At 58.0% G+C, this 21,377-nt stretch carries 17 protein-coding genes, 1 tRNA gene and 1 other RNA gene; 10 read left to right on the forward strand and 9 right to left on the reverse strand.

The features are described 5' to 3' along the window. Positions 1 to 33 precede the first annotated feature (33 nt). The 7 genes from dppA to ACQUTI_RS19895 form a co-directional block, all read right to left on the reverse strand. Complete coding sequence (dppA, locus tag ACQUTI_RS19865) at positions 34 to 1,641, reverse strand: dipeptide ABC transporter periplasmic-binding protein DppA (protein ID WP_023319303.1); 1,608 nt, start codon at positions 1,639 to 1,641, stop codon at positions 34 to 36. 828 nt (positions 1,642 to 2,469) lie between these two features. After that, positions 2,470 to 2,602: non-coding RNA, RtT sRNA (locus ACQUTI_RS19870), on the reverse strand. 34 nt (positions 2,603 to 2,636) lie between these two features. After that, positions 2,637 to 2,713, reverse strand: a tRNA-Pro gene (locus ACQUTI_RS19875). A 119-nt stretch (positions 2,714 to 2,832) separates the two neighbouring features. Next, entirely contained in the window at positions 2,833 to 4,227 is a 1,395-nt protein-coding gene (locus tag ACQUTI_RS19880) for an ankyrin repeat domain-containing protein (protein WP_064178631.1), read from the reverse strand. 192 nt (positions 4,228 to 4,419) lie between these two features. After that, the gene (eptB, locus tag ACQUTI_RS19885) at positions 4,420 to 6,093 is read right to left on the reverse strand and encodes a kdo(2)-lipid A phosphoethanolamine 7''-transferase (protein ID WP_048295705.1); all 1,674 of its coding nucleotides are present in this window, start codon (positions 6,091 to 6,093) and stop codon (positions 4,420 to 4,422) included. 242 nt (positions 6,094 to 6,335) lie between these two features. Further along, on the reverse strand, positions 6,336 to 7,541 hold the full coding sequence (locus tag ACQUTI_RS19890) for an L-lactate MFS transporter (protein WP_004204995.1): 1,206 nt from the start codon (positions 7,539 to 7,541) through the stop codon (positions 6,336 to 6,338). A gap of 241 nt (positions 7,542 to 7,782) precedes the next feature. Continuing rightward, positions 7,783 to 8,364 carry an autotransporter outer membrane beta-barrel domain-containing protein gene (locus tag ACQUTI_RS19895; protein ID WP_072140522.1) on the reverse strand — a complete coding sequence of 194 codons (582 nt, stop codon included), beginning with the start codon at positions 8,362 to 8,364 and terminating at the stop codon, positions 7,783 to 7,785. Between the two features lie 206 nt (positions 8,365 to 8,570). Here ACQUTI_RS19895 and tag point away from each other — a divergent pair, with 206 nt between their 5' ends. Next, complete coding sequence (gene tag / locus ACQUTI_RS19900) at positions 8,571 to 9,152, forward strand: DNA-3-methyladenine glycosylase I (protein ID WP_004204998.1); 582 nt, start codon at positions 8,571 to 8,573, stop codon at positions 9,150 to 9,152. After that, on the forward strand, positions 9,130 to 9,570 hold the full coding sequence (locus ACQUTI_RS19905) for an N-acetyltransferase (protein ID WP_064178630.1): 441 nt from the start codon (positions 9,130 to 9,132) through the stop codon (positions 9,568 to 9,570). The genes tag and ACQUTI_RS19905 overlap by 23 nt, the downstream gene beginning before the upstream one ends. Here ACQUTI_RS19905 and ACQUTI_RS19910 read toward each other — a convergent pair. Further along, positions 9,539 to 11,869: a molybdopterin guanine dinucleotide-containing S/N-oxide reductase gene (locus ACQUTI_RS19910; protein ID WP_080838364.1), complete on the reverse strand. Its 2,331-nt coding sequence runs from the start codon at positions 11,867 to 11,869 to the stop codon at positions 9,539 to 9,541. The genes ACQUTI_RS19905 and ACQUTI_RS19910 overlap by 32 nt on opposite strands. Positions 11,870 to 12,035: 166 nt before the next feature. Between ACQUTI_RS19910 and ACQUTI_RS19915 the strand changes: the two genes are divergently transcribed. The 6 genes from ACQUTI_RS19915 (at position 12,036) to ghrB (ending at position 17,999) form a co-directional block, all read left to right on the forward strand. Continuing rightward, positions 12,036 to 12,698 (forward strand): OmpA family lipoprotein, encoded by a 663-nt coding sequence (locus tag ACQUTI_RS19915; protein ID WP_254465588.1) that lies wholly within the window; start codon positions 12,036 to 12,038, stop codon positions 12,696 to 12,698. Positions 12,699 to 12,801: 103 nt separating this feature from the next. Further along, entirely contained in the window at positions 12,802 to 13,818 is a 1,017-nt protein-coding gene (locus tag ACQUTI_RS19920) for a LacI family DNA-binding transcriptional regulator (protein ID WP_004205002.1), read from the forward strand. Positions 13,819 to 13,929: 111 nt separating this feature from the next. After that, complete coding sequence (locus tag ACQUTI_RS19925; RefSeq protein WP_017900019.1) at positions 13,930 to 14,679, forward strand: sugar phosphate isomerase/epimerase family protein; 750 nt, start codon at positions 13,930 to 13,932, stop codon at positions 14,677 to 14,679. Positions 14,680 to 14,682: 3 nt separating this feature from the next. Next, positions 14,683 to 15,618, forward strand: coding sequence for a sugar kinase (locus ACQUTI_RS19930; RefSeq protein ID WP_004205005.1), 936 nt, complete (start codon positions 14,683 to 14,685; stop codon positions 15,616 to 15,618). A 104-nt stretch (positions 15,619 to 15,722) separates the two neighbouring features. After that, positions 15,723 to 17,003, forward strand: coding sequence for an MFS transporter (locus ACQUTI_RS19935; protein WP_004205006.1), 1,281 nt, complete (start codon positions 15,723 to 15,725; stop codon positions 17,001 to 17,003). 24 nt (positions 17,004 to 17,027) lie between these two features. Further along, positions 17,028 to 17,999 (forward strand): glyoxylate/hydroxypyruvate reductase GhrB, encoded by a 972-nt coding sequence (ghrB, locus tag ACQUTI_RS19940; protein WP_117130408.1) that lies wholly within the window; start codon positions 17,028 to 17,030, stop codon positions 17,997 to 17,999. Positions 18,000 to 18,108: 109 nt separating this feature from the next. Here the strand turns inward: ghrB and ACQUTI_RS19945 are convergent, their stop codons facing one another. Next, positions 18,109 to 18,819 carry a DUF3053 domain-containing protein gene (locus ACQUTI_RS19945; RefSeq protein ID WP_002921929.1) on the reverse strand — a complete coding sequence of 237 codons (711 nt, stop codon included), beginning with the start codon at positions 18,817 to 18,819 and terminating at the stop codon, positions 18,109 to 18,111. A gap of 440 nt (positions 18,820 to 19,259) precedes the next feature. Between ACQUTI_RS19945 and ACQUTI_RS19950 the strand changes: the two genes are divergently transcribed. Together ACQUTI_RS19950 and ACQUTI_RS19955 are read left to right on the forward strand one after the other, a co-directional pair. Then, a complete protein-coding gene (locus ACQUTI_RS19950; protein ID WP_049093596.1) occupies positions 19,260 to 20,615 on the forward strand; it encodes an MFS transporter in 1,356 nt (451 codons plus the stop codon). A gap of 244 nt (positions 20,616 to 20,859) precedes the next feature. Then, on the forward strand, positions 20,860 to 21,150 hold the full coding sequence (locus ACQUTI_RS19955) for an HTH-type transcriptional regulator (RefSeq protein WP_004205010.1): 291 nt from the start codon (positions 20,860 to 20,862) through the stop codon (positions 21,148 to 21,150). Positions 21,151 to 21,377 lie beyond the last annotated feature (227 nt).

The following is a 21,377-nucleotide window of genomic DNA, read 5'->3' on the forward strand; positions in this document are numbered from 1 at the left end:
CACGCGGGGAGAGGGGGTCAGGCATCGTGCTTATTATTCGACAGAGACGTTATCGAAGTGGTGTTTACCCAGCGGATCCACCACATAGCCTTTGACTTCTTTACGCACTGGCTCGTAAACGGTGGAGTGAGCGATGATCAGCGCCGGAGCCTGGTCATGCATCACTACCTGAGCCTGTTTGTACAGTTCAATACGCTTGTTGTGGTCGTCGGTGGCGCGGGCCGGCTGAATCAGATCTTCAAACGGCTTATAGCACCAGCGCGAGTAGTTGGAGCCGTCTTTCGCCGCGGCGCAGCTGAACAGGGTGGCGAAGAAGTTATCCGGATCCCCGTTGTCGCCGGTCCAGCCCATCATGACGCTCTGGTGCTCGCCCGCTTTCGCGCGTTTCAGATACTCGCCCCACTCGTAGGTGACGATTTTGGCCTGGACGCCAATCTTGGCCCAGTCGGCCTGGATCATCTCCGCCATACGGCGGGCGTTCGGGTTATACGGACGCTGTACCGGCATCGCCCACAGATCGATAGTGAAGCCTTTTTCCAGGCCCGCTTCTTTCAGCAGCTGCTTCGCCTTCTCCGGATCGTAGGTGTAGTCTTTAACGTCGTCGTTATAGCCCCACATGGTCGGCGGGATCAGGTTCTTCGCCGCCTGGCCTGCGCCCTGGTAAACGGCTTTGATGATCGCTTCTTTGTTAACCGCGTAGGTCAGCGCCTGACGAACTTTCACGTCGTCCAGCGGTTTCTTCTCGGTGTTGAAGGAGAGATAACCGACGTTCAGGCCCGGCTGTTCCAGCAGGGTAATGTTCTTATCTTCCTTCATGCGCGCGATGTCCGCCGGGTTCGGATACGGCATCACCTGGCACTCATTTTTCTGCAGCTTGGCATAGCGCACGGAGGCATCCGGGGTGATGGAGAAGACCAGACGATCGATCTTCGGCTTGGTGCCCCAGTAGCCCGGGAAGGCTTTATACAGAATGCGGGAATCTTTCTGATACTGCAGCAGCTGGAATGGACCGGTACCGATAGGATTGAGGTCTACTTTTTCCGGCGTGCCGGCTTTCAGCATGTTGTCGGCATACTCTTTAGAGAGAATAGAGGCGAAGTCCATGGCCAGGTCAGCGAGGAACGGCGCTTCCGGGCGGGTCAGGACGAACTGGACGGTTTTATCGTCCACTTTCTTCACTTCGCTAATCAGGTCGGGTAACCCCATCCCTTCAAAGTATTCATAGCTGCCGCCAGAAACTTTATGGTACGGGTTATTGGTATTCTTCTGACGATCGAAGGAGAACACCACGTCATCGGCGTTCAGGTCACGGGTTGGTTTAAAGTCTTTATTATCCTGCCATTTCACGCCCTGACGCAGGTGGAAAGTATAGGTTTTACCATCCGGGCTGACTTCCCATTTTTCAGCCAGTCCAGGAATAACTTCCGTCGTACCGGTTTTGAATTCGACCAGGCGATTGTAGATCGGTACGGAACTGGCGTCATAGGTGGTGCCAGAGGTGAAGAGCTGTGGGTTAAAGCCTTCCGGCGAGCCTTCTGAACAATAAACCAGGGTTTTCGCTTGCACGCTGGCAGCGACGGTCATGGCGACAAGGCTCAGACCAAGCTTCAGCATCCCTGATTTCTTCAAGGAAATACTCATTATTCTGCTCCAAAACTGTGATGTTGTTTGCATATATCCGCCGGACCTTTATTTATTTTTATTCGTCATATTCGAATGATGGATGCGTTGGCTGTGCTCAATAAGCCAGTCACATAGCCATCTATGCTCCTGGGGATGCTCAAGCTTGCCGCCTTCCCGCAATTCGAACTATTTAGAATATACCCGGTCCAGTCGGTGGTGCCCGAAGGCGTTGAGAGAGATGGGGATTCCTTTCGCAAAAACGACTGAGTTGCAGTACGGATTCTCCATGAAATGCCCCTCATGCCCTACAATCTGTCAACAGAATGGGGAAACGTCAATACAGCCAGCCGGGTTTTACATCGAGCGTGAGAAACGACAGGCAAAGATTAAAAAAACTTCAAGACGCTATTTTCAGCAGAGAAATTTATGCTACTGGCTAATATGCAGAATAAAGACCTTATTAATTTGCGACACCCAGTGGGAAACAATGCCAGTAAATGAGAAAAATTTCTTGCTATGTGACCAATATGTGAGCGGTTAATAGCGTGAACGTTAAAACGCACAGCGGAAAATGCTGTATTCAGCCATAAGCTTCGCGAAAAAAGATCTGTTCATCGATAAAAAAATGCAATGGAAGATGTCACAAAATAGCGAACAGCTGGCTGGAAACGGGGGTAAAGATGTTTTTTGTGATTTTGATGCGGTTTTGGGCCGGGAGACTGCAGACGGTGCCCGGCGGCGCTGCGCTTGCGCGGGCCTACGAGATCTGGAGCGAACCTTCGGGGTTCTCATCCTCACTGGCCGCAGAAGCAAAAAAGCCTGCTCATTGAGCAGGCTTTTCGAATTTGGTCGGTGATAGAGGATGACTCGCCACTTTGTGGCTCGCCCTGCGGGCCGTTGCTGACGCAACGTTCTCTCGCTTCGCTCGAGTCGAACCTCCTGCCCCCGGAGGTTCTCATCCTCACTGGCCGCAGATGCAAAAAAGCCTGCTCATTGAGCAGGCTTTTCGAATTTGGTCGGTGATAGAGGATTCGAACCTCCGACCCCTTCGTCCCGAACGAAGTGCGCTACCAGGCTGCGCCAATCACCGAATGCGGGGCGCATCTTACTGCTGGGATGCCTACCCGTCAATGCCTTATTTTCAAAAAATCGTTCAACCGGCGAGAAACTCAGCACCCTGCGCAGCGAATCGCCGGTTGGTCCGCTTTTTTAGCGGCAGCTGACCTCAAACGCTTTGCGATGCTCCGCTACCTTACAGGTCACCGGCTCACCGAGATAAGTTGGGCCCGCCGGTTTGAATGTAAACTCTCCCAGCAGCATCGTCAGTTCCCCCAACCCCGGGCAGGTATGCTGATGACGCATAATGTCCGGGCGGGTATCGTTGTTTACCGCGCGGGCGATGTCGCTGTACGCCAGCTTGTCGGCAAACGCATTGGCGCAGAACTGCAGTTCGCTTTGCGCCATATGCGCGGCCTGCCCTTTCAGCTCGGCATGCTGCGCCAGCAGCAGCTGGCGAACCTCACCGGCCCGGCTGTAGCCAATCGCCGTATACCCTGCCTTATTGCTGAGATTGACGCTGGCGCCGGCCTCGAGGAGTGCCTCGACATTGGCTTTATTATTCATTTTGACCGCCAGCATCAGCGGGCTGAGGTCGTTGGCGGAGAGCTGGTCCACCTTTGCGCCGCGCTGCACCAGCGCCGCGATCACCGCAGGCGCCCCCTGACCCGCCGCCACCTGTAGCGCCGTGAGCCCCTCCCGGTTCGGCTTATCCACCTTCACGCCGGAGGCTGACAGCGCCAGCACCAGATTGGGATCGTCCCCCGCCGCCGCCAGCATCAGCGGCGTGGTGCCGGATTTATCCGCCAGGCTGGTATCCGCCCCGGCGTTGGCCAGGGTCGTGATGGTTTCCGCCGATCGCGCGTGATCGACAGCGAGGAAAAAGACCGATTCCCCTGAAGCATTGACGGCCTTCACGTCCGCCCCATGCCCGATCAGCAACGCCACGATCTCGTCAACGTTCTTCTTAAACGCGCCGGGGGCCAGTTGTAACGCCATGTCTTCCGTCATCAGCGCGCGGCTGCCCGTCGCCAGCGATTTCGCCGCCGTTGCGCCGACAATCTTGTCCAGCGCACTCTGCTCCTCCACAGGCGCATCGGGCTTTTTCATCGCCAGAATATGCTGGTAGTCGCTTCTGACGTCCCCGCCGTCGGCAATGGCGGACATCAATGCCGTGCTCTTATCGACGGTGGTCTGATTCACCGACGCGCCCGCCTGGAGAAGATCGCCGATAAGCGCCGCATCGCTGCCTCGCGCCGCCGCCAGCATCAGCGCCGTGACGCCCTGGCGCGTCTGGAGATTCGGCTGCGCCTGACGCTTAAGCAGGAGAGCTACCACCTCGCGACGATTTTCCGCGGCAGCGACCATCAGGCCGCTTAAGCCGGTTTTATCCTGACCATCCACATCGATGCCGTTATTCAGCATGGCTTCGATCGTCGCCGGCGCATCGTATTTACAGGCCAGCAGGAACTGGCGGGTTTCCTCTTCGGACTGACAGCCCGTTAGCATCAGCAGGCACAGCAGGGCCAACCCCTTTATTACCTTCATCCTTTCTCTCCGTGAAAAGTGGCTGCACAGGAGGAGCGGGAACACTGGAGGGTATTCAAAGAAGAAGAGGCAACCTGCCAGACACATCCGCTGTGCAAAAAAATCCCTCGCCCGGCGGACGCCGGCGAGGGATTAGCTTATCCTGGGCTCAGGAAAGGAAAACAGACCCGAGAATCTGAAAAATCCGCTGTCTTACTTTTTCCACCGACACCAGTTATTGTTCTCGTTGATCCCGCCATCCGGCGAGGTATAGCCGAGGCAGCCCATAATGGTGTCGTACAGCTCGACGTGGCGGCGCGGCACCTTCATCGCGGCCTGCTGCTGCAGATGGGCAAACGCAGCGGCATGATCCGGATTCTCCAGGTATTTATCCGACATCCAGACCATCATCGGCACACGGAACTGTTCCGGCGGCGCCATCTTGCGCGGCGTACCGTGCAGATGTTCTCGCTCGTTAATCGACTCGCCATGGTCGGCGGCATAGAAGACAATCGCTTTCTTATCCCGCAGCTGGTCGAGGACGCTGACGATAAAGTGATCGACATAGGTCACGCTGTTGTCGTAGGAGTTGATCAGCTCCGCTTTCGAGCACTTGTTATCAACACCGACGCACTCCGGCTTCCACTGGGCGAAGCTGCGCGGATAGCGTTGGGTGTAGTTAAAGTGCGAGCCTTTCGTGTGGAGGATGATCAGGTGCTTACCAGAGGCGTTGCCCTGCTCCATACCGCGCTTCATCTCATCCACCAGCAGCATATCGTCAACGCTCTTGCCGCGGTTGCGCGGCTCGGCGCCAATCTGCTCGCGATAGGCGATATTGTTGGCCATCGTGTTGCTGTAGAACCACATCTCACTCTGCATGGCGTACAGATTGCCGCTGAAGCCCAGCTGATGAAGCACCGCAAAGACGTTCTGCTCTTTGAGGGTCCGCTGCGGGTTATCCTCTGCCCCGCCCTGACGCACAAACATGCAGCGTAACGACAGCTTGGTGGCGGTATCGCACGAGTAGCCGCGGAAAGCGACCAGATTCTTCTCTTTCGCCAGCTCTGGCGTGGTGTTACGGCTATAGCCAAGGATGCCCATATGATCCCAGCGGGTGGTTTCGCCAATGATAAACACCACGTAGGTGTCATCGAGCCCTTCCGGGGCGACGTAGGTAAATTTCTTCGCCGGGTTAATCAGCGATTTGTTATCTGAGGATTCATCCACCTGCGCCCAGGCGTACAGCCCCAGCGCCGACAGCCAGTTCGACGGCAGGTAGGAGTTGGCGATCACCCCGCCGTAGCTCGGCATATCCACTTCCGAATGGCGCTCGACATCGTGTTGGCGCAGCTCAAGCAGGCGGATAGGTCCCCAGACGATGAGGCCGGCCAACACCACGATCAGCACGTTTTTAACCCGCTGGCCCGGGGTACGTAGTTGGCGCAGCAGCGTATGGCGGCAGCGGTTGCTCCAGATAAACAGCAGTGGCGGCGCGCTCACTGCCGCCAGCCAGAGGATCAGATGCCAGCCGATGACCTCTTTCGACAGGTCGATATCGGTGGTCAACACCGAGGCGATAATCCCGTAGCCAATCACCACGTTAAGGAACGTCATGTAGTAACTGGCGGCGGCGGAAAACAGAACAATCAGTGTCGCCAGAATGCGCCAGATACGGCGACCGAACAGCGACAGAAGACGTAACAGGAAGAAGGTGACAAAGACCGTGGCCACCAGTTCAACGACACCGGAAAGCCCTTTCCAGACAGTGAACTCTTGAGCATAACCATCGAAACGCCGAAAAAAAACGGCGACGTTCATAAACCAGCCGATGTACAGCGCCAGCCAAAAACTAAGCTTCTGCTGCGTCATCGTTCTAATATATTTCATGCAAGCAAACCTGGAAAAAGAAGAATAAAACACCGCCTGACGCTGTGGCATGAGTCAGTAGGCTAATAGGGTGCGTTAGGGTTGGTTATCAGAAACCTCTACAAAGCGCGATAAGTAGACCACAGGGAACGGGAAAAGTATCAGGAGGGAATGTGATCCAGCCAAACATTTACAAAATATTTGGCTGGATTGGCACTATTTGCTTAGGGTATTAATCAGGGGCACGTTTCACGCTGCAGGTTTCAGGCATGCGCCTCGCTATAGACACTGCCTTTCGGCTGACGAATGGTGGTGGAAAGCGCCAGCGAAATAATCAGCAGGGCGAATATCACGCAGAAGGTGACGTAGAAGCCCCCGAACAGCGAAGCGATGAGGGAACCGCAGATGCTGCCGATACCAAAACCCAGATAAATCACACCATAGTTTTTCGCCAGGTTGTTCAGACCGAAGAATTCACTGACCAGCGATGGGAAGACGGTGATGGTTCCGCCGAAGTTAAAAGCAACGCAGGCGATGGCGGCGAAAAAGGTCATGGCATTCAGCGGAGCGAACAGCAGCGCGGCCATCCCCACCAGCGACACCACCTGACCGATGGTGATCACGCGAATGCGGGAAATTTTATCGGACAGGATACCTAACACCAGGCGACCGCTAAGGTTAGCGATTGAGATAACCGTTACCGCATTGGCCGCCGTGGCGACATCCAGGTGGACCATTCCCTGCGCGATATCTTTCGCCACGCCAATCACATACAGACCGCTCATGCAGGCCGTCAGGAACATCACCGCCAGCATCCAGTACTGCGGTTTACGCATCGATTCGGCGAGAGTGAAGTCGTTTTCCACGACGCCGTTGGCCGTGGTGGTCGCCGTATGATTTGGCGCATCTTTCATCAAGGTCGCGCCAAAGACGATCATCACCAGCACGATAGCGCCCCAGATAACGAAGGTTTTTTCCAGACCAACGGTGGCCAGCAGATGAGTATCAATGAATTTGAACCCCAGGCTGCCGAGGCCATAGGAACCGATGGAGAAGGCGGAGATCAGCCCTTTGCGTTCCGGGAACCACTTGACGCAGTTCGACAGGGTCAGCAGATAACCGGCGCCGTCCGCCAGCCCCACCAGCACGCCAGCGCTCAGCCACAGCATCATCAGGCTGCTGGAGTGGGCGGTCAGAAAGAAGCCCAGACCAAGCAGGATCCCGGAGGCCATGGTGACGCGCTTCACGCCAAAACGCTCCTGCAGCTTGCCGGCGACCGACGAAGAGAGCGCCAGCCCGAGGCTCAGCAGGCCAAAGGAGAAGGCGACCTGGCTGACCGGTTCGCCCAGTTTGTCAGACAGTGAACTGTTAAACAGGCTCCAGGTATAAACCGAACCGAGAGCGAATTGGGTGATGATGGTGCCGATAAGCGTAAGCCAGCGGGTCGATTGACGGTTTGCAGCGTTCATAGCAGTTGTCCTGATAAATTAACTGCCGCCACAATAGCGAAGGCCCCTCATCCAGTGGGGGAAAAAGGCATGAACTGCCATCAGCAGGGAATGAAATGCATTAATGGCGGAATGAATGACATTGCATGACATTCATTCCGCGAATTTCAGGGAAAAAGTTAGTGTGCGCTATCTCACAGAAATGCGCCATTACTGAGATTTAACAATAACCACATCGTTTCAAATGCGTAACAATCGCGGGTCAAAAGTTGGCGCTGACCCCCATCAGATAGAGCGTATTTTCCCCCGATGGGACGTTGTCCGCCTGTGACAGCGTGGCCCATGCCGCCACATGCGATCCCAGCGGCATATCGGCGCCCAGGGTGACATCACTCCAGCCGCCCTCTCTGGCGCGGGTGGTCGGCGACCAGGCATCGCTGGCGAGCGACTGGTTATAGCTCACCTGCGCCCAAGGGTGCACGCCCCACAGCGACTGATAATCCATACGCCAGCCGAGCGTGTTGACATATCCCGTCTCGCCCACGCTTTTCGTCGCCGGCGCGGTGTAGTCGCTGCGCAGGCTGGCCACCGGCCCGGAGGTCATGCCGTTTGCCAGCAGATAATTCCAGCCGACGCTCATCCCACGGCTGCTGTCCGGCGGCGCCAACCCCTGGTTTAACGCCAGTCCGCCCGGCGTTTCAGACGACTTCATCCGCTCGGCGAGGATATCTTCATAGCGTGGTTGGTGATCGCTATCCCATGTATAGCGTTCCGACGTATTACTTTTTGTATCGATAGCGATATATTCCTGTTGCCAGGCATTCGCTCCAGAGACACACGACACCCAGACGGATACGCACACCGGGAACAAGAACCCCCGGAGGCCATTGCATTTCTTTATTATCATTAATGCGACTCCAGAAAAGAGCCGAATCGGCATTATTGCTGTGTTTTTTTGGGGGATACGATTTCCCTGTATTAACTATTATCTTTATCTTTCAGTCGTCAAGCCGGGGCGTCCACTTTTTTAGCGCAGAGGGAGAAATAGCTATGCAGCGTTGCGGATGGGTGAGTCAGGATCCGTTATATATCGAGTATCACGATACCGAATGGGGTGTCGCGCAAAAAGCATCCCAGCGGCTGTTTGAAATGATCTGCCTTGAGGGTCAGCAGGCCGGGTTATCATGGATCACGGTGTTAAAAAAACGGCAAAACTATCGCCAGGCTTTTCACCAGTTCGATCCGGTGCGGGTGGCGGCGATGGGGGATGAAGATGTCGAGCGACTGCTGCAGGATGCCGGGATTATCCGCCATCGGGGAAAAATCCAGGCCATCATCGGCAACGCCCGGGCGTATCTGGCGATGGAGGAAAATGGCGAGTCGTTCACTGATTTTGTCTGGTCCTTCGTCGACAATGCGCCCCAGGTCACCCGCGCGGCGACGCTGGCGGAGATCCCGACCACGACGCCGGCCTCAGATGCGCTGTCTAAGGCCTTGAAAAAACGCGGTTTTAAGTTTGTCGGTTCGACAATCTGTTACTCTTTTATGCAGGCCTGCGGGCTGGTCAACGACCATGTCACCGGCTGCTTCTGTCACCCTGGAGGTCAGGATGATCCGCAAGTGGGACGCTAAAGATAACCTGCCGCTGCTGGACCTGTGGCTGGAAAGTACGATTCATGCCCATCCCTTTATCAGCGAAAGCTACTGGCGCGACAGCGTCGCGGTGGTACGGGATGTCTATCTTCCCGCCGCCAGCACCTGGGTCTGGGAGCACGACGGGGAGCTAAAAGGCTTTGTCAGCGTTCTGGAGTCCCGTTTCGTCGGCGCGCTGTTCGTCGCGCCGGACGCTATTCGCCAGGGCATTGGCCGGGCGCTGCTGGATGAAGTCAAGCAGCACTACGCCTGGCTTAGCCTTGAGGTTTATCAGAAAAACGAATCAGCGGTCAGTTTCTACCATGCGCAAGGCTTCCGCATTGAAGATTGCGCATGGCAGGACGATACTCAGCACCCCACCTGGATTATGCGTTGGCCGGCGGATCAAATGCCGTAAGCGGCAGCGCCGGGCCGGTATATTTCTCCAGCCACGCCAGGGCGGTGTTACCGGCGCAGCCGTTGCCCAGGCGGGATGTTGGGATATCTTTAGTTAAGACGTTCACCGCCCCGTTTTTGCAGATGCCCGCCACCGGATCCAGGTCGGGCCACGCTCCTTCATGCAGGCATATCACCCCCGGGCGGATCCCCTCCGTCACCACCGCGCCGGCCAGCACCTGACCGCGGGCGTTCCACACCCGCACCAGATCGCCATCGGCAATCCCCCGCGCCCGGGCATCCTGCGGATGAATAGTCAACGGTTCGCGTCCGGCAACGGCATAGCGTTCGCGCAGCGCGGAGTAGTTCAGTTGACTGTGCAGCCGGTGGGCCGGATGGGCCGACAGCAGCTGCAGCTGCCCCGCCTCGGCGTTGCCATGCCACTCGTCGGGCTCCAGCCACATTGGGTGCGGCGGGCAGTCGGTGTAGCCAAAGGCGGCGATGGTCGGCGAGTGGATCTCAATTTTACCGCTCGCCGTTTTCAGCGGGTTGGCCAGGGGATCGTCGCGGAAGGCGGCAAAGCGGATGAAACGGGCATTCTCCGGCTCCTCCGGCATCTCAATCAGCTGGTTAGCCTGCCAGAATTCGGCAAACGGCGGCAGCGTCACCTGCTGCTGGGCGCCGCGCCGGGCGGCCATCTGATAGAAGGTCTCCAGCCACTGCAGATCGCTCTTCCCTTCGGTAAAGCGCTCGCGGCCGCCCGCCTCCCAGCGTTCGCTGAGGTCGGCAAAGACCGCGAAATCATCGCGCGCTTCACCCTGCGGGGCGACCACCTGCTTCATCGGCACCAGATGCTGATTGCTGTAGTCCCCGGTCATCGTCAGATCGTTGCGCTCAAACGAGGTGGTCGCCGGCAGGACGATATCGGCATGACGCGCGGCGGCGGTCCAGAAGCATTCGGAGATGACGATAAGCTCTGGTTTCTGCCAGGCCTGAATCAGGCGGTTGGTATCCTGATGATGGGTAAAGTTGGCGCCGCCGGCCCACCAGATAAAGCGAATATCGGGGAAGCGCCGCGCCATGCCGTTGTGCTGATACTCCGCCCCCGGGTTCTCCAGCGCCTCGACAATCCGCGCGACCGGGATCTTCTCCACGGCGTCCACGCCTCCGGCCACGCTCCCCTGCATCGAGCCCAGCACCGCCGCGCGGCGGGTCGGATTGCCGCCGTTGGCGAAATGGTAGGAAAGACCAAACCCGCCCCCCGGGGTGCCAATCTGCCCCAGCATCGCAGCCAGGGTGACCAGCATCCAGTGTTTCTGCTCGCCATACTGCTGGCGCTGCATGCCCCAGCCGGCCATCAGCATAGTGGTGTTTTCGTGGAAAAGTTTCGCCAGTTCGCGGATCTTATCCGCTGCGACGCCGCAGATAGCCGCCGCCCAGTCGGCGGTTTTCGCCACGCCGTCGCTTTCGCCGGTCAGATAGCGGGCAAAAATCTCGTAGCCGCTGGCGCAGCGGGCAAGAAACTCGTCGTCCTGCCAGCCATTCTCCACCAGCGTATGGGCGATACCCAGCATCAGCGCGACATCGGTGCCCATATGCGGCGCGATCCACTCCATCGAATCGCCAAAGAAATCGACAGTTTCCGATCGCATCGGATCGATGCAGATCAGGCGTTTTCCGCTCTGGCGCAGCCGGTCGAACCACGGGATACCCTGCTCGTCGGAGGCGTTCCAGGCAATTTTCAGCGTATTCAGCGGGTTGGCGCTCCACAGCACCACTACCTCGCTGTATTCCAGCACCAGCGGCCAGCTGGTCTGCTGCTGATACACCTCATTGCCGCCCACGACGTAAGGCATGATCGCCTGCGCCGCGCCGGTGGAGTAATCCCCGAGATGGCCGGTGTAGCCGCCCGCCAGGCTCATATAGCGCTGCAGCAGGGTGGCCGCCTTATGCAAGACGCCGTTAGAACGCCAGCCGTAGGAGCCGGCAAAAATAGAGGCCGGTCCGTAGCTTTCGCGGATCCGACGATGCTGGGCATCGATCAGATCCAGCGCCTGCTCCCAGCTCACCCGCACAAATTCATCCTGACCGCGGACCCCCTGGGGCTTGTCCGGAGAGGCAAGGAAACCTTTGCGCACCATCGGGTAGCGCACGCGGGTTTTACTGTGCACCTGGTCGCGCACCGCCGTTTGCAGCGAGTTGGCAAACGGTGTCGCCAGCGCGCCGCGGGAGGAGAGGACGTTTTCCCCGTCCGTTTCCACCAGCATCGGTCCCCAATGGGCGGCGGTTAAAATGGTTTTGGTTGCAGATGAGGTTGGCAAGGGCAGCTCCTGGTCAGCGAAAGCAGGTGTGGTGACGGTGCGATCGGCGCCGTTCAATGTTATTTACAAAATGAGATGGTGTTTGGGGAATTTTCTACGTATTCGCGCGTCATAATCAACCGTCACGTTCGCTGTGACAAAGAATAAAAAGGATTAAGGACATTAAATGAAAAAACGCGTACTTATGATTGCGGCGCTGGTCAGCGGCACCCTGGCGATTTCTGGCTGCACCACCAACCCCTATACCGGTGAGCGTGAAGCAGGTAAATCCGGTATTGGCGCAGGTATTGGCTCCTTAGTGGGCGCTGGCGTCGGCGCGCTCTCCTCTTCCAAACATGACCGCGGCAAAGGCGCGCTGCTTGGCGCAGCGGCAGGCGCGGCGCTGGGCGGCGGCATAGGCTACTATATGGACGTGCAGGAAGAGAAGCTGCGCGACAAAATGCAGGGAACCGGGGTCAGCGTGACGCGAAATGGTGACAATATCGTGCTGAACATGCCGAATAACGTCACTTTCGACAGCAACAGCGCCAACCTGAAACCGGCCGGCGCCAACACCCTGACCGGCGTGGCCATGGTGCTGAAAGAGTATGAGAAAACCGCCGTTAACGTCGTCGGCTACACCGACAGCACCGGCAGTAAGGATCTGAATATGCGTCTGTCGCAGCAGCGTGCTGACAGCGTCGCCAGCGCGCTGATCACCCAGGGCGTGGCGGCCAACCGCATTCGCACCACCGGCATGGGGCCGGCGAACCCGATCGCCAGCAACAGCACGGCGGAAGGTAAGGCGCAGAACCGTCGCGTGGAAATCACCCTCAGCCCGCTGCAATAAGCGCATCCTCATGTTGCCCGGCCGCGCCTCTGCCGGGCAAAATGCTTGATATCGCTATTTTTCGCGCTAAGGTGTTGGCAGATTTTCAGCAAAGGAAGCCATCATGGCGAAAGCGGCGCGTGCAACCATTAGCGATGTGGCGAAAGCCGCAAAGACCGGCAAAACCAGCATTTCACGGTACCTTAACGGCGAGAAGCACCTGCTTTCCGACGATCTGTTATCACGTATTGAAAAAGCCATTGCCGAACTCGACTACCGCCCCAGCCTGATGGCCCGCGGCCTCAAGCACGGCCGCACCCGCCTCATCGGCCTGATCATCGCCGATATCACCAACCCCTATTCGGTCAATGTCATGAGCGGCATTGAAGCGGCCTGCCGGGAAAAGGGCTTTACCCTGCTGGTGTGCAACACCAATAACGAGCTTGACCAGGAGCTGCACTATCTCGACCTGCTGCGCAGCTATCAGGTGGAAGGCATCGTCGTCAACGCGGTCGGCATGCGGGAGGATGGCCTGAACCGCCTGCAGCAGTCGGCCCTGCCGATGGTGCTGATTGACCGTAAAATCCCCGATTTCGCCTGCGATGTGGTCGGGCTTGATAACGCTCAGGCCGCCACCACCGCCACCGAACACCTGGTGGAGAAAGGCTTTGAGGCCATCCTGTTTCTCAGCGAACCGCTGGGCTCGGTCAATACCCGCCGCGAGCGCCTGAGCGCCTTTCGCGCCACGCTCGCCCGCCACCACGGCGTGGTGGCCGAAAACGCCGAAGTACAGCTCAACGACGGCGCGATGATGGACAACGTCCTGCGCCAGTTCCACGCCCGCCACCGCGGGATGCGCAAAGCGGTGATCTCCGCCAACGGCGCGCTGACGCTGCAGGTGGCCCGCGCCCTGAAGCGCGTCGGCCTGATCTGGGGCAGCGATATCGGCCTGCTGGGCTTCGACGAACTGGAGTGGGCGGAGCTGGCCGGCGTCGGCATCACCACCCTCAAACAACCGACGTGGCAGATCGGCTACGCGGCGGTGGAACAGGTAATTCGGCGCATTGCCGGCACTAACGACCCCATCTGCGAGCGGGTCTTTTCCGGCGAGCTTATCGTCCGCGGATCAACCTCCCGTTAACGATCCTTCGTGATGCCGATCATAAATTAAACATCTCGCCCTTTCTTATGGAACCGATACCATCTAGCGTAATAAGGAGATTAAGCAACAAACGCCGGGAGTAAGAGCGCGATGGCCAGAAAAATTATTGTCGTTACCGCTGCCTATGGTAATGACCATGTTAAATCCTTAGGCGGCCAGGCCGCCGTCCTGCCGTTTATCGCCGACGCCGGCGCGGACGGCGTCGAAATCCGCCGCGAGCTGTTCAGCGCCGAAGAGCTCAACGCCCTGCCGGCGCTGGCAGCCGCCATCGAGCGCCACGGCCTGCTGGCTTGCTACTCCGCGCCCCAGGCGCTGTTCGCCGACAACGGCGAGCTTAACCCGCATCTCCCGACGCTGCTCGCGGAAGCGCAGACCCTTAACGCCCTGTGGCTGAAGCTCTCCCTTGGCCATTTCCGCCACAACCAGCAGCTCGACGAGCTGCGCCATATCCTCAGCGACAGCGGCATGGCGCTGGTGGTGGAGAATGACCAGACCGACTGCGGCCAGCTGGCGCCGATGCAGCGCTTCAAAGCTGCCTGCCGGGTCCATCAGTTGCCGATCACCTTAACGTTTGATATGGGCAACTGGCTGTGGGTCGGCGATTCGCCGGAAGAGGCAGCCCGCCATCTTGCGCCGGCGGTCAGCTATATTCATGTGAAAGCGGCGGAGCCACATCAGGAGAAATTCCGCGCTGTGCCGCCGGATCAGGCCGCCGACCGCTGGCTGGCCCTGCTCGATAATCTTCCCGCCGACGCGCCGCGTGGAATCGAGTTTCCGCTGACTGGCCATGACCTGACGGCCGTGACCCGCCGCTACGTCAATTTGTTACGCGAGGAATAAGCCGTGGAAAATTTAGATGTCATCACCATCGGCGAAGCTATGGCCATGTTTGTCGCCACCGAAACCGGCGATCTGGCCGAGGTGGAGCATTTTATGAAACGTGTCGCCGGCGCCGAGCTGAACGTCGCCACCGGCCTGGCGCGCCTGGGTCTGAAGGTCGGCTGGGTCAGCCGCGTCGGTAACGATAGCTTTGGCCGCTTCGTACTGCAATCGCTGGCGAAAGAGGGGATCGATAGCCATGCTGTCGCCATTGACAACCGCTTCGCTACCGGTTTCCAGATGAAATCGAAAGTCGAAAATGGAACCGATCCCATTGTGGAGTATTTCCGCAAAGGTTCTGCCGCCAGCCATCTGTCGCCGGACGATTTTCGCGCCGACTACTTCACCAGCGCCCGTCATTTGCACCTGAGCGGCGTGGCCGCCGCGCTCTCTGAAAGCTCATATGCGCTGCTGGAGCATGCGGCGAAGGTCATGAAAGCCGAGGGCAAAACCCTCTCTTTCGATCCCAATCTGCGTCCGGTGCTGTGGAAAAGCGAAGCCGAGATGGTGGAGAAACTCAACCGTCTCGCCTTCCAGGCTGACTGGGTTTTGCCAGGCTTAAAAGAGGGCGTGATTCTCACCGGCCAGCAGACTCCGGAGGGGATCGCCGATTTCTATCTCTCGCGCGGCGTCAAGGCGGTGGTCATTAAAACCGGCTGCGACGGCGCCTGGTTCAAGAGCGCCAACGGCGAACAGGGCACGGTTGATGCCATTAAAGTCGAAAACGTCGTCGATACCGTCGGCGCCGGCGACGGCTTTGCCGTTGGGGTGATTAGCGCCCTGCTGGAAGGCAAAACCCTGCTTCAGGCGGTGAACCGCGGCAATAAAATCGGTTCGCTGGCGATTCAGGTCCAGGGCGACAGCGAGGGGCTGCCCACCCGCGACGCGCTGGGCGAATAACATTTATACGCAACAATAACAGCCGCCCTGTACCCTACCTGCAGCGCGGCACAGCAGCGCCCGTTTCGACGGACGTATGTCACCTCATTGACAGAGGCAAGCCTATGAATAGCTCAACAAATGCAACGAAACGCTGGTGGTACATCATGCCTATCGTGTTTATCACGTATAGCCTGGCGTACCTCGACCGCGCCAACTTCAGCTTCGCCTCCGCGGCAGGCATTACCGAAGACCTGGGCATCACCAAAGGGATCTCTTCCCTGCTGGGGGCGCTGTTCTTCCTTGGCTACTTCTTCTTTCAGATCCCCGGCGCTATTTATGCAGAGCGCCGCAGCGTTCGCAAACTGATCTTTATCTGCCTGATCCTGTGGGGCGGCTGCGCCTCCCTGACCGGGATTGTGCATAATATCCCGGCGCTGGCGGCCATTCGCTTTATTCTCGGCGTCGTCGAAGCGGCGGTGATGCCGGCGATGCTGATCTATATCAGCAACTGGTTCACCAAATCCGAGCGCTCGCGGGCCAATACCTTCCTGATCCTCGGCAACCCGGTGACGGTCCTGTGGATGTCGGTGGTCTCCGGCTACCTGATTCAGGCCTTCGGCTGGCGGGAAATGTTTATCATCGAAGGGGTGCCGGCGGTGATCTGGGCCTTCTGCTGGTGGGTGCTGGTGAAAGATAAACCATCGCAGGTATCCTGGCTGGCGGAGAGTGAAAAAGCCGCGCTGCAGGAACAATTGGATCGTGAGCAGCAGGGCATCAAAGCGGTGCGTAACTATGGCGAGGCCTTCCGCTCCCGCAACGTGATCCTGCTCTGCGCCCAGTACTTTGCCTGGAGCATCGGCGTGTACGGCTTTGTACTGTGGCTGCCGTCGATTATCCGCAGCGGCGGCGAAAATATGGGGATGGTGGAAGTGGGCTGGCTCTCCTCGGTCCCATACCTGGCGGCGACTATCGCCATGATCGTGGTCTCCTGGGCCTCCGATAAAATGCAGAACCGTAAGCTGTTCGTCTGGCCGCTGCTGCTGATTGGCGGACTGGCCTTCATCGGCTCCTGGGCGGTCGGCGCCAACCACTTCTGGGTCTCTTACACCTTGCTGGTGGTGGCTGGTGCGGCAATGTATGCGCCTTACGGCCCCTTCTTCGCCATTATTCCGGAAATGCTGCCACGCAACGTCGCCGGTGGCGCCATGGCGCTGATCAACAGCATGGGCGCCCTGGGCTCCTTCTGCGGCTCGTGGTTTGTCGGCTACCTGAACGGTGCCACCGGCAGCCCAGCAGCTTCCTATATTTTTATGGGGGTGGCGCTTTTCGCCTCAGTATGGCTGACTTTGATTGTTAAGCCTGCTAATAATCAAAACCTTCCACTTGGCGCTCATCACGCCTGAACGACTCACACTACGGAGATTCGCATGAAGCCGTCTGTCATTCTCTATAAAACGCTTCCCGACGACCTGCTAAAGCGTCTGGAGGAGCACTTTTCCGTCACTCAGGTGAAAAACCTGCGGCCGGAGACCGTTTCGCAGCACGCTGAGGCCTTTGCCCAGGCTGAAGGCCTGCTGGGCTCCAGCGAAAAGGTTGACGCCGCGCTGCTGGAGAAGATGCCGAAGCTGCGTGCGACCTCCACCGTGTCCGTTGGTTATGACAACTTCGACGTCGAGGCGCTGAACGCCCGCCGGGTGCTGCTGATGCATACCCCGACCGTGCTGACCGAAACCGTCGCCGACACGATCATGGCGCTGGTGCTGAGCACCGCCCGCCGGGTGGTGGAAGTGGCGGAGCGCGTTAAAGCGGGCGAATGGACGAAGAGCATTGGGCCAGACTGGTTCGGTACCGACGTACACCATAAAACCTTAGGTATCGTCGGCATGGGCCGCATCGGCATGGCGCTGGCGCAGCGCGCCCACTTCGGGTTCGGCATGCCGATCCTGTATAACGCGCGCCGCCAGCATCCGCAGGCGGAGGAACGTTTCAACGCACGCTATTGCGATCTTGATACCCTGCTGCAGGAAGCCGATTTTGTCTGCCTGATCCTGCCCCTGAGCGAAGAGACCCATCATCTGTTCGGCCAGGCGCAGTTCGCCAAAATGAAATCTTCCGCCATCTTTATTAACGCCGGGCGCGGCCCGGTGGTCGACGAGCAGGCGCTGATCGCCGCCCTGCAGGCGGGTGACATTCACGCTGCCGGCCTTGATGTCTTCGAGCACGAGCCGCTGGCTAAAGATTCGCCGCTGCTGAGCCTGCCGAACGTCGTCGCGCTGCCGCATATCGGCTCCGCCACCCATGAGACGCGCTACAACATGGCGGCCTGCGCGGTGGATAACCTGATCGACGCCCTGAACGGCAAGGTCGAAAAAAACTGCGTCAATCCGCAGGTAAAATAAGCCATAAAAAAACCCGGGTAGCGGCGGCAATCGCCCTCCCCGGGTTCTTTTTTGCATTCTGTCCGTTATCCAGCCCGTTCGCCGCAGCTCACGTCAGCCAGACAGGGCATTAGCGGGTCGCGTTCACCGCCGCCGTCCATGCCTGATTAAACGCCTGATGCTGCGCCGCCAGCGGCCCAATCAGCGCATTGTACTGACTAGCCTGCTGGGAAGTCGGGAATTGAATGCCGTTGGCCACAAAGCTCACCTGGGTTCCCTGCTGGGCGACAAAATCCCCCACCTGAACCAGCTGCTGGGTAAAGATCTGCGCGGCCGGGATCAGCGGCTGCAGCGCGTCGGCTGGCGCCGTCACCACCTTGGCGTAAACCTGATCGAAGACCGGCTTGAGATCGTCCGCCTGCTTCAGCGCGCCATGCGCGGCATCGGCCTGCATTTTGGCATTCTGCAGCTGCTGGCTGAGCACGCCCAGCGCGCCGTTCGCCTGACGCAGCGGCTCGCGCTGGGTCATATAATCCTGCGGAACGCGGATCGCATTGACGCTGTCCACTACCGGGCGCAGACCAGCGTCCATCGCCTGGCTCACCTGCTGCGAGTAGCCGTAGATCACCGCGTAGTCAGAGACAAACGGCCCAAACTGTTTTTTCTGATCGGCGGTCAGCGTCGGCAGTCGTTCACCGCTACGCATCGCCGTATTCTGCAGGAAGTCGATAAACGCTTTGCGCTGATCGCCTTCTTTATCAAAACACCCACTCAGGCTAACCACCATTAATAAGGCCGCCATAGCCGCAAACCAGCGAGAGCAGGACTTTCCTGTCGCCATTTTTTTACTCCTTTCAGCCAAAAAAAGCGCACAAAGACACACACGTGCCAGACGCTGACAAGGATAGTCCAGCTCGGCCTCGCAGGATACCCTTTACTGCTAATCTTACGCAGGAAAAACGCCATTTCGCACGCCGCTGCCGTCGCCCGGCGCGTCTGTTATGCGCATCACAAATATGCGCTTCAAATTAGACCGATGAATATCAATTAACTGATTGATATTTTTGAAATTTATAATCCACTGCCCAACGCCGCGCCCTGAAGCGGACGATAATCGCACGCTTTGGCGCCCACCCGGATTGCCTGGTCAGCGCTTCAATGATTTGATGAATGAGCGATTAACGGCGATGCGTTCGATTATCGCACAAATCAATCTCAACGACGCGAAGGCGACGATAATAACAAACCTCTGTCCCTCGCTCAGTCTGCCAGGAAAGCCGTATGACTAAGACAACCATCGACATTCAGGCCTTTATCAACGAGCACCCCTTCACCCGCTACCAGTGGATGATCCTCGCGCTCTGCTTCATCACCGTCGCGATGGACGGGTTCGACACCGCGATCATCGGATTCATCGCCTCCGACCTGGTCCAGGAATGGGGCGTGGAAAAATCAGCCCTCGGCCCGGTGATGAGCGCCGCGCTGGTTGGCCTGGCGGTCGGCGCGTTAACCGCGGGACCACTGGCTGACCGTATCGGCCGCAAGAAAGTGCTGATTATGTCGATCGTGGTGTTCGGAGGATTCAGCCTGCTCACCGCCTTTGCCACCAGCCTTAACCAGCTGACGCTGCTGCGCTTCCTGACCGGCCTGGGCCTCGGCGCGGCGATGCCCAATGCCGCGACGCTAATGAGCGAATATGCGCCGGAGCGCCGTCGGGCGCTGCTGGTGAACCTGATGTTTGTCGGCTTTCCGATGGGCTCGTCGCTGGGCGGCTTTTTATCCGCCTGGATGATCCCGCACTATGGCTGGCAGAGCGTGCTGGTACTGGGCGGCGTGATGCCTCTCCTGCTGGCGGTAGCATTAATTTTCCTGCTGCCGGAGTCCGCCCGCTATCTGGTGGTGAAGCGTCAGCCGGCGCAGCGCATTGCCACTATCCTGCGGCGTATTGCGCCGCTGCCGGAGGTGGTGGAGTTTGAGCTGCGCGAAGCAGGCCAGGTGAAAGAGAAGTCGGCTATCGGCGTCATTTTCTCCCCACGCTACGCAGTGGGTACCGTGATGCTGTGCCTGACCTACTTTATGGGTCTGCTGATCTTCTATCTCCTGACCAGCTGGCTGCCGCTGCTGATCCGTGAAACCGGCGCATCGATGAGTCAGGCCTCAATTATCACCGCCCTGTTCCCGCTCGGCGGCGGAATTGGCGTGCTGATCCTCGGCGCTCTGATGGACAAGATCAATCCCAATAAGGTGGTGGCCGTCGGCTGGCTGCTGACCGGCGTTTTCGTCTGTCTGGTGGGCTTCTCTACCAGCAGCCTGGCGCTGATGGGGGTGATGGTGTTTATCGCCGGCAGTATTATGAACGGCGCGCAGTCGTCGATGCCGGCGCTGGCGGCAGGCTTCTATCCAACGCAAGGGCGCGCCACCGGCGTGGCCTGGATGCTGGGCATTGGTCGCTTCGGCGGGATCCTTGGCGCGTTCAGCGGCGCCTTCCTGATGCAAGCCCAGCTCTCGTTTGAGACCATTTTCACCCTGCTGGCTATCCCGGCATTCCTGTCAGCCATCGCGCTGCTGATTAAATATCGGGTCAGTAAATCAGCGCCGGCGGCGACAGAGGACGCGAGAGGTCTGCAGAAAGCCTGATCGACAAGCCGGCGTCCCGCGCCGGCTTTGCCGCTTTTTTCTTATCCGTTTACAAAAATTTTCGAAGCCACGCCATCGTATTAGTAATCATGCTCTTAGGCGCCGCTGCCGTTCGGCTATTGGGGCTGATTCGATAACCTGCTGGCAAATAATCACGGGCGTTACCATCCTTGATGCTTTTTTCTGACTATTCTTAAAGAGCTTTAGAAAAATCTCTTCCGCTGTGTGATAAAAGGAGTTCTCAATGGAATATAAAGATCCCGTGTTTGAACTGCTGAGCAGCCTGGAACACATCGTTTTTAAGGACGATAATCAGACACTTACCTCAAACCGTAAGTCCACTGTGTTTAGTGAATTTGAACAGCTGCGTAAAGGCACTGGACTTAAGATTGACGACTTCGCCAACGCCATGGGCGTGAGCGTCGCTATGGTAAGAGAGTGGGAATCGAGACGGGTAAGACCGTCCCCCACTGAGCTAAAATTAATGCGCCTGATTCAGGCCAACCCGCAGCTTTCAAGGCAGTTACTCGATTAATCCCGAGCGCAGCGGTAAGGGCCAGCAAGGGAGCTTTTACCGCTGCACCGTAAAAAAAGTTTGCTATCAGGTGCTGAACGTGCGTTAATGCTCGCAGGTTTGATGTACAGACCACAGAGCAGTCGAATAGAGCAGTCCTTCTAAGGTTATCCAAAGATACCCCCGTAGTGAACTTTCCCTTTATCGCTTTAAATCTGTAGTCCAGACCGCTACGCCGCAAGGCTCAC

This window comes from Klebsiella sp. 7-CIP_Kleb. (genome assembly GCF_050378655.1).
Lineage (GTDB): Bacteria > Pseudomonadota > Gammaproteobacteria > Enterobacterales > Enterobacteriaceae > Klebsiella > Klebsiella quasipneumoniae.

Coding starts and splice junctions, on each gene's coding strand:
- ACQUTI_RS19905 (WP_064178630.1), top strand. CDS start 9,130: ATGATCCGCAAGTGGGACGCTAAAGATAACCTGCCGCTGCTGGACCTG.
- dppA (WP_023319303.1), bottom strand. CDS start 1,641: ATGAGTATTTCCTTGAAGAAATCAGGGATGCTGAAGCTTGGTCTGAGC.
- ACQUTI_RS19920 (WP_004205002.1), top strand. CDS start 12,802: ATGGCGAAAGCGGCGCGTGCAACCATTAGCGATGTGGCGAAAGCCGCA.
- ACQUTI_RS19915 (WP_254465588.1), top strand. CDS start 12,036: ATGAAAAAACGCGTACTTATGATTGCGGCGCTGGTCAGCGGCACCCTG.
- tag (WP_004204998.1), top strand. CDS start 8,571: ATGCAGCGTTGCGGATGGGTGAGTCAGGATCCGTTATATATCGAGTAT.
- ghrB (WP_117130408.1), top strand. CDS start 17,028: ATGAAGCCGTCTGTCATTCTCTATAAAACGCTTCCCGACGACCTGCTA.
- ACQUTI_RS19955 (WP_004205010.1), top strand. CDS start 20,860: ATGGAATATAAAGATCCCGTGTTTGAACTGCTGAGCAGCCTGGAACAC.
- ACQUTI_RS19925 (WP_017900019.1), top strand. CDS start 13,930: ATGGCCAGAAAAATTATTGTCGTTACCGCTGCCTATGGTAATGACCAT.
- ACQUTI_RS19945 (WP_002921929.1), bottom strand. CDS start 18,819: ATGGCGACAGGAAAGTCCTGCTCTCGCTGGTTTGCGGCTATGGCGGCC.
- ACQUTI_RS19890 (WP_004204995.1), bottom strand. CDS start 7,541: ATGAACGCTGCAAACCGTCAATCGACCCGCTGGCTTACGCTTATCGGC.
- ACQUTI_RS19935 (WP_004205006.1), top strand. CDS start 15,723: ATGAATAGCTCAACAAATGCAACGAAACGCTGGTGGTACATCATGCCT.
- ACQUTI_RS19950 (WP_049093596.1), top strand. CDS start 19,260: ATGACTAAGACAACCATCGACATTCAGGCCTTTATCAACGAGCACCCC.
- ACQUTI_RS19880 (WP_064178631.1), bottom strand. CDS start 4,227: ATGAAGGTAATAAAGGGGTTGGCCCTGCTGTGCCTGCTGATGCTAACG.
- eptB (WP_048295705.1), bottom strand. CDS start 6,093: ATGAAATATATTAGAACGATGACGCAGCAGAAGCTTAGTTTTTGGCTG.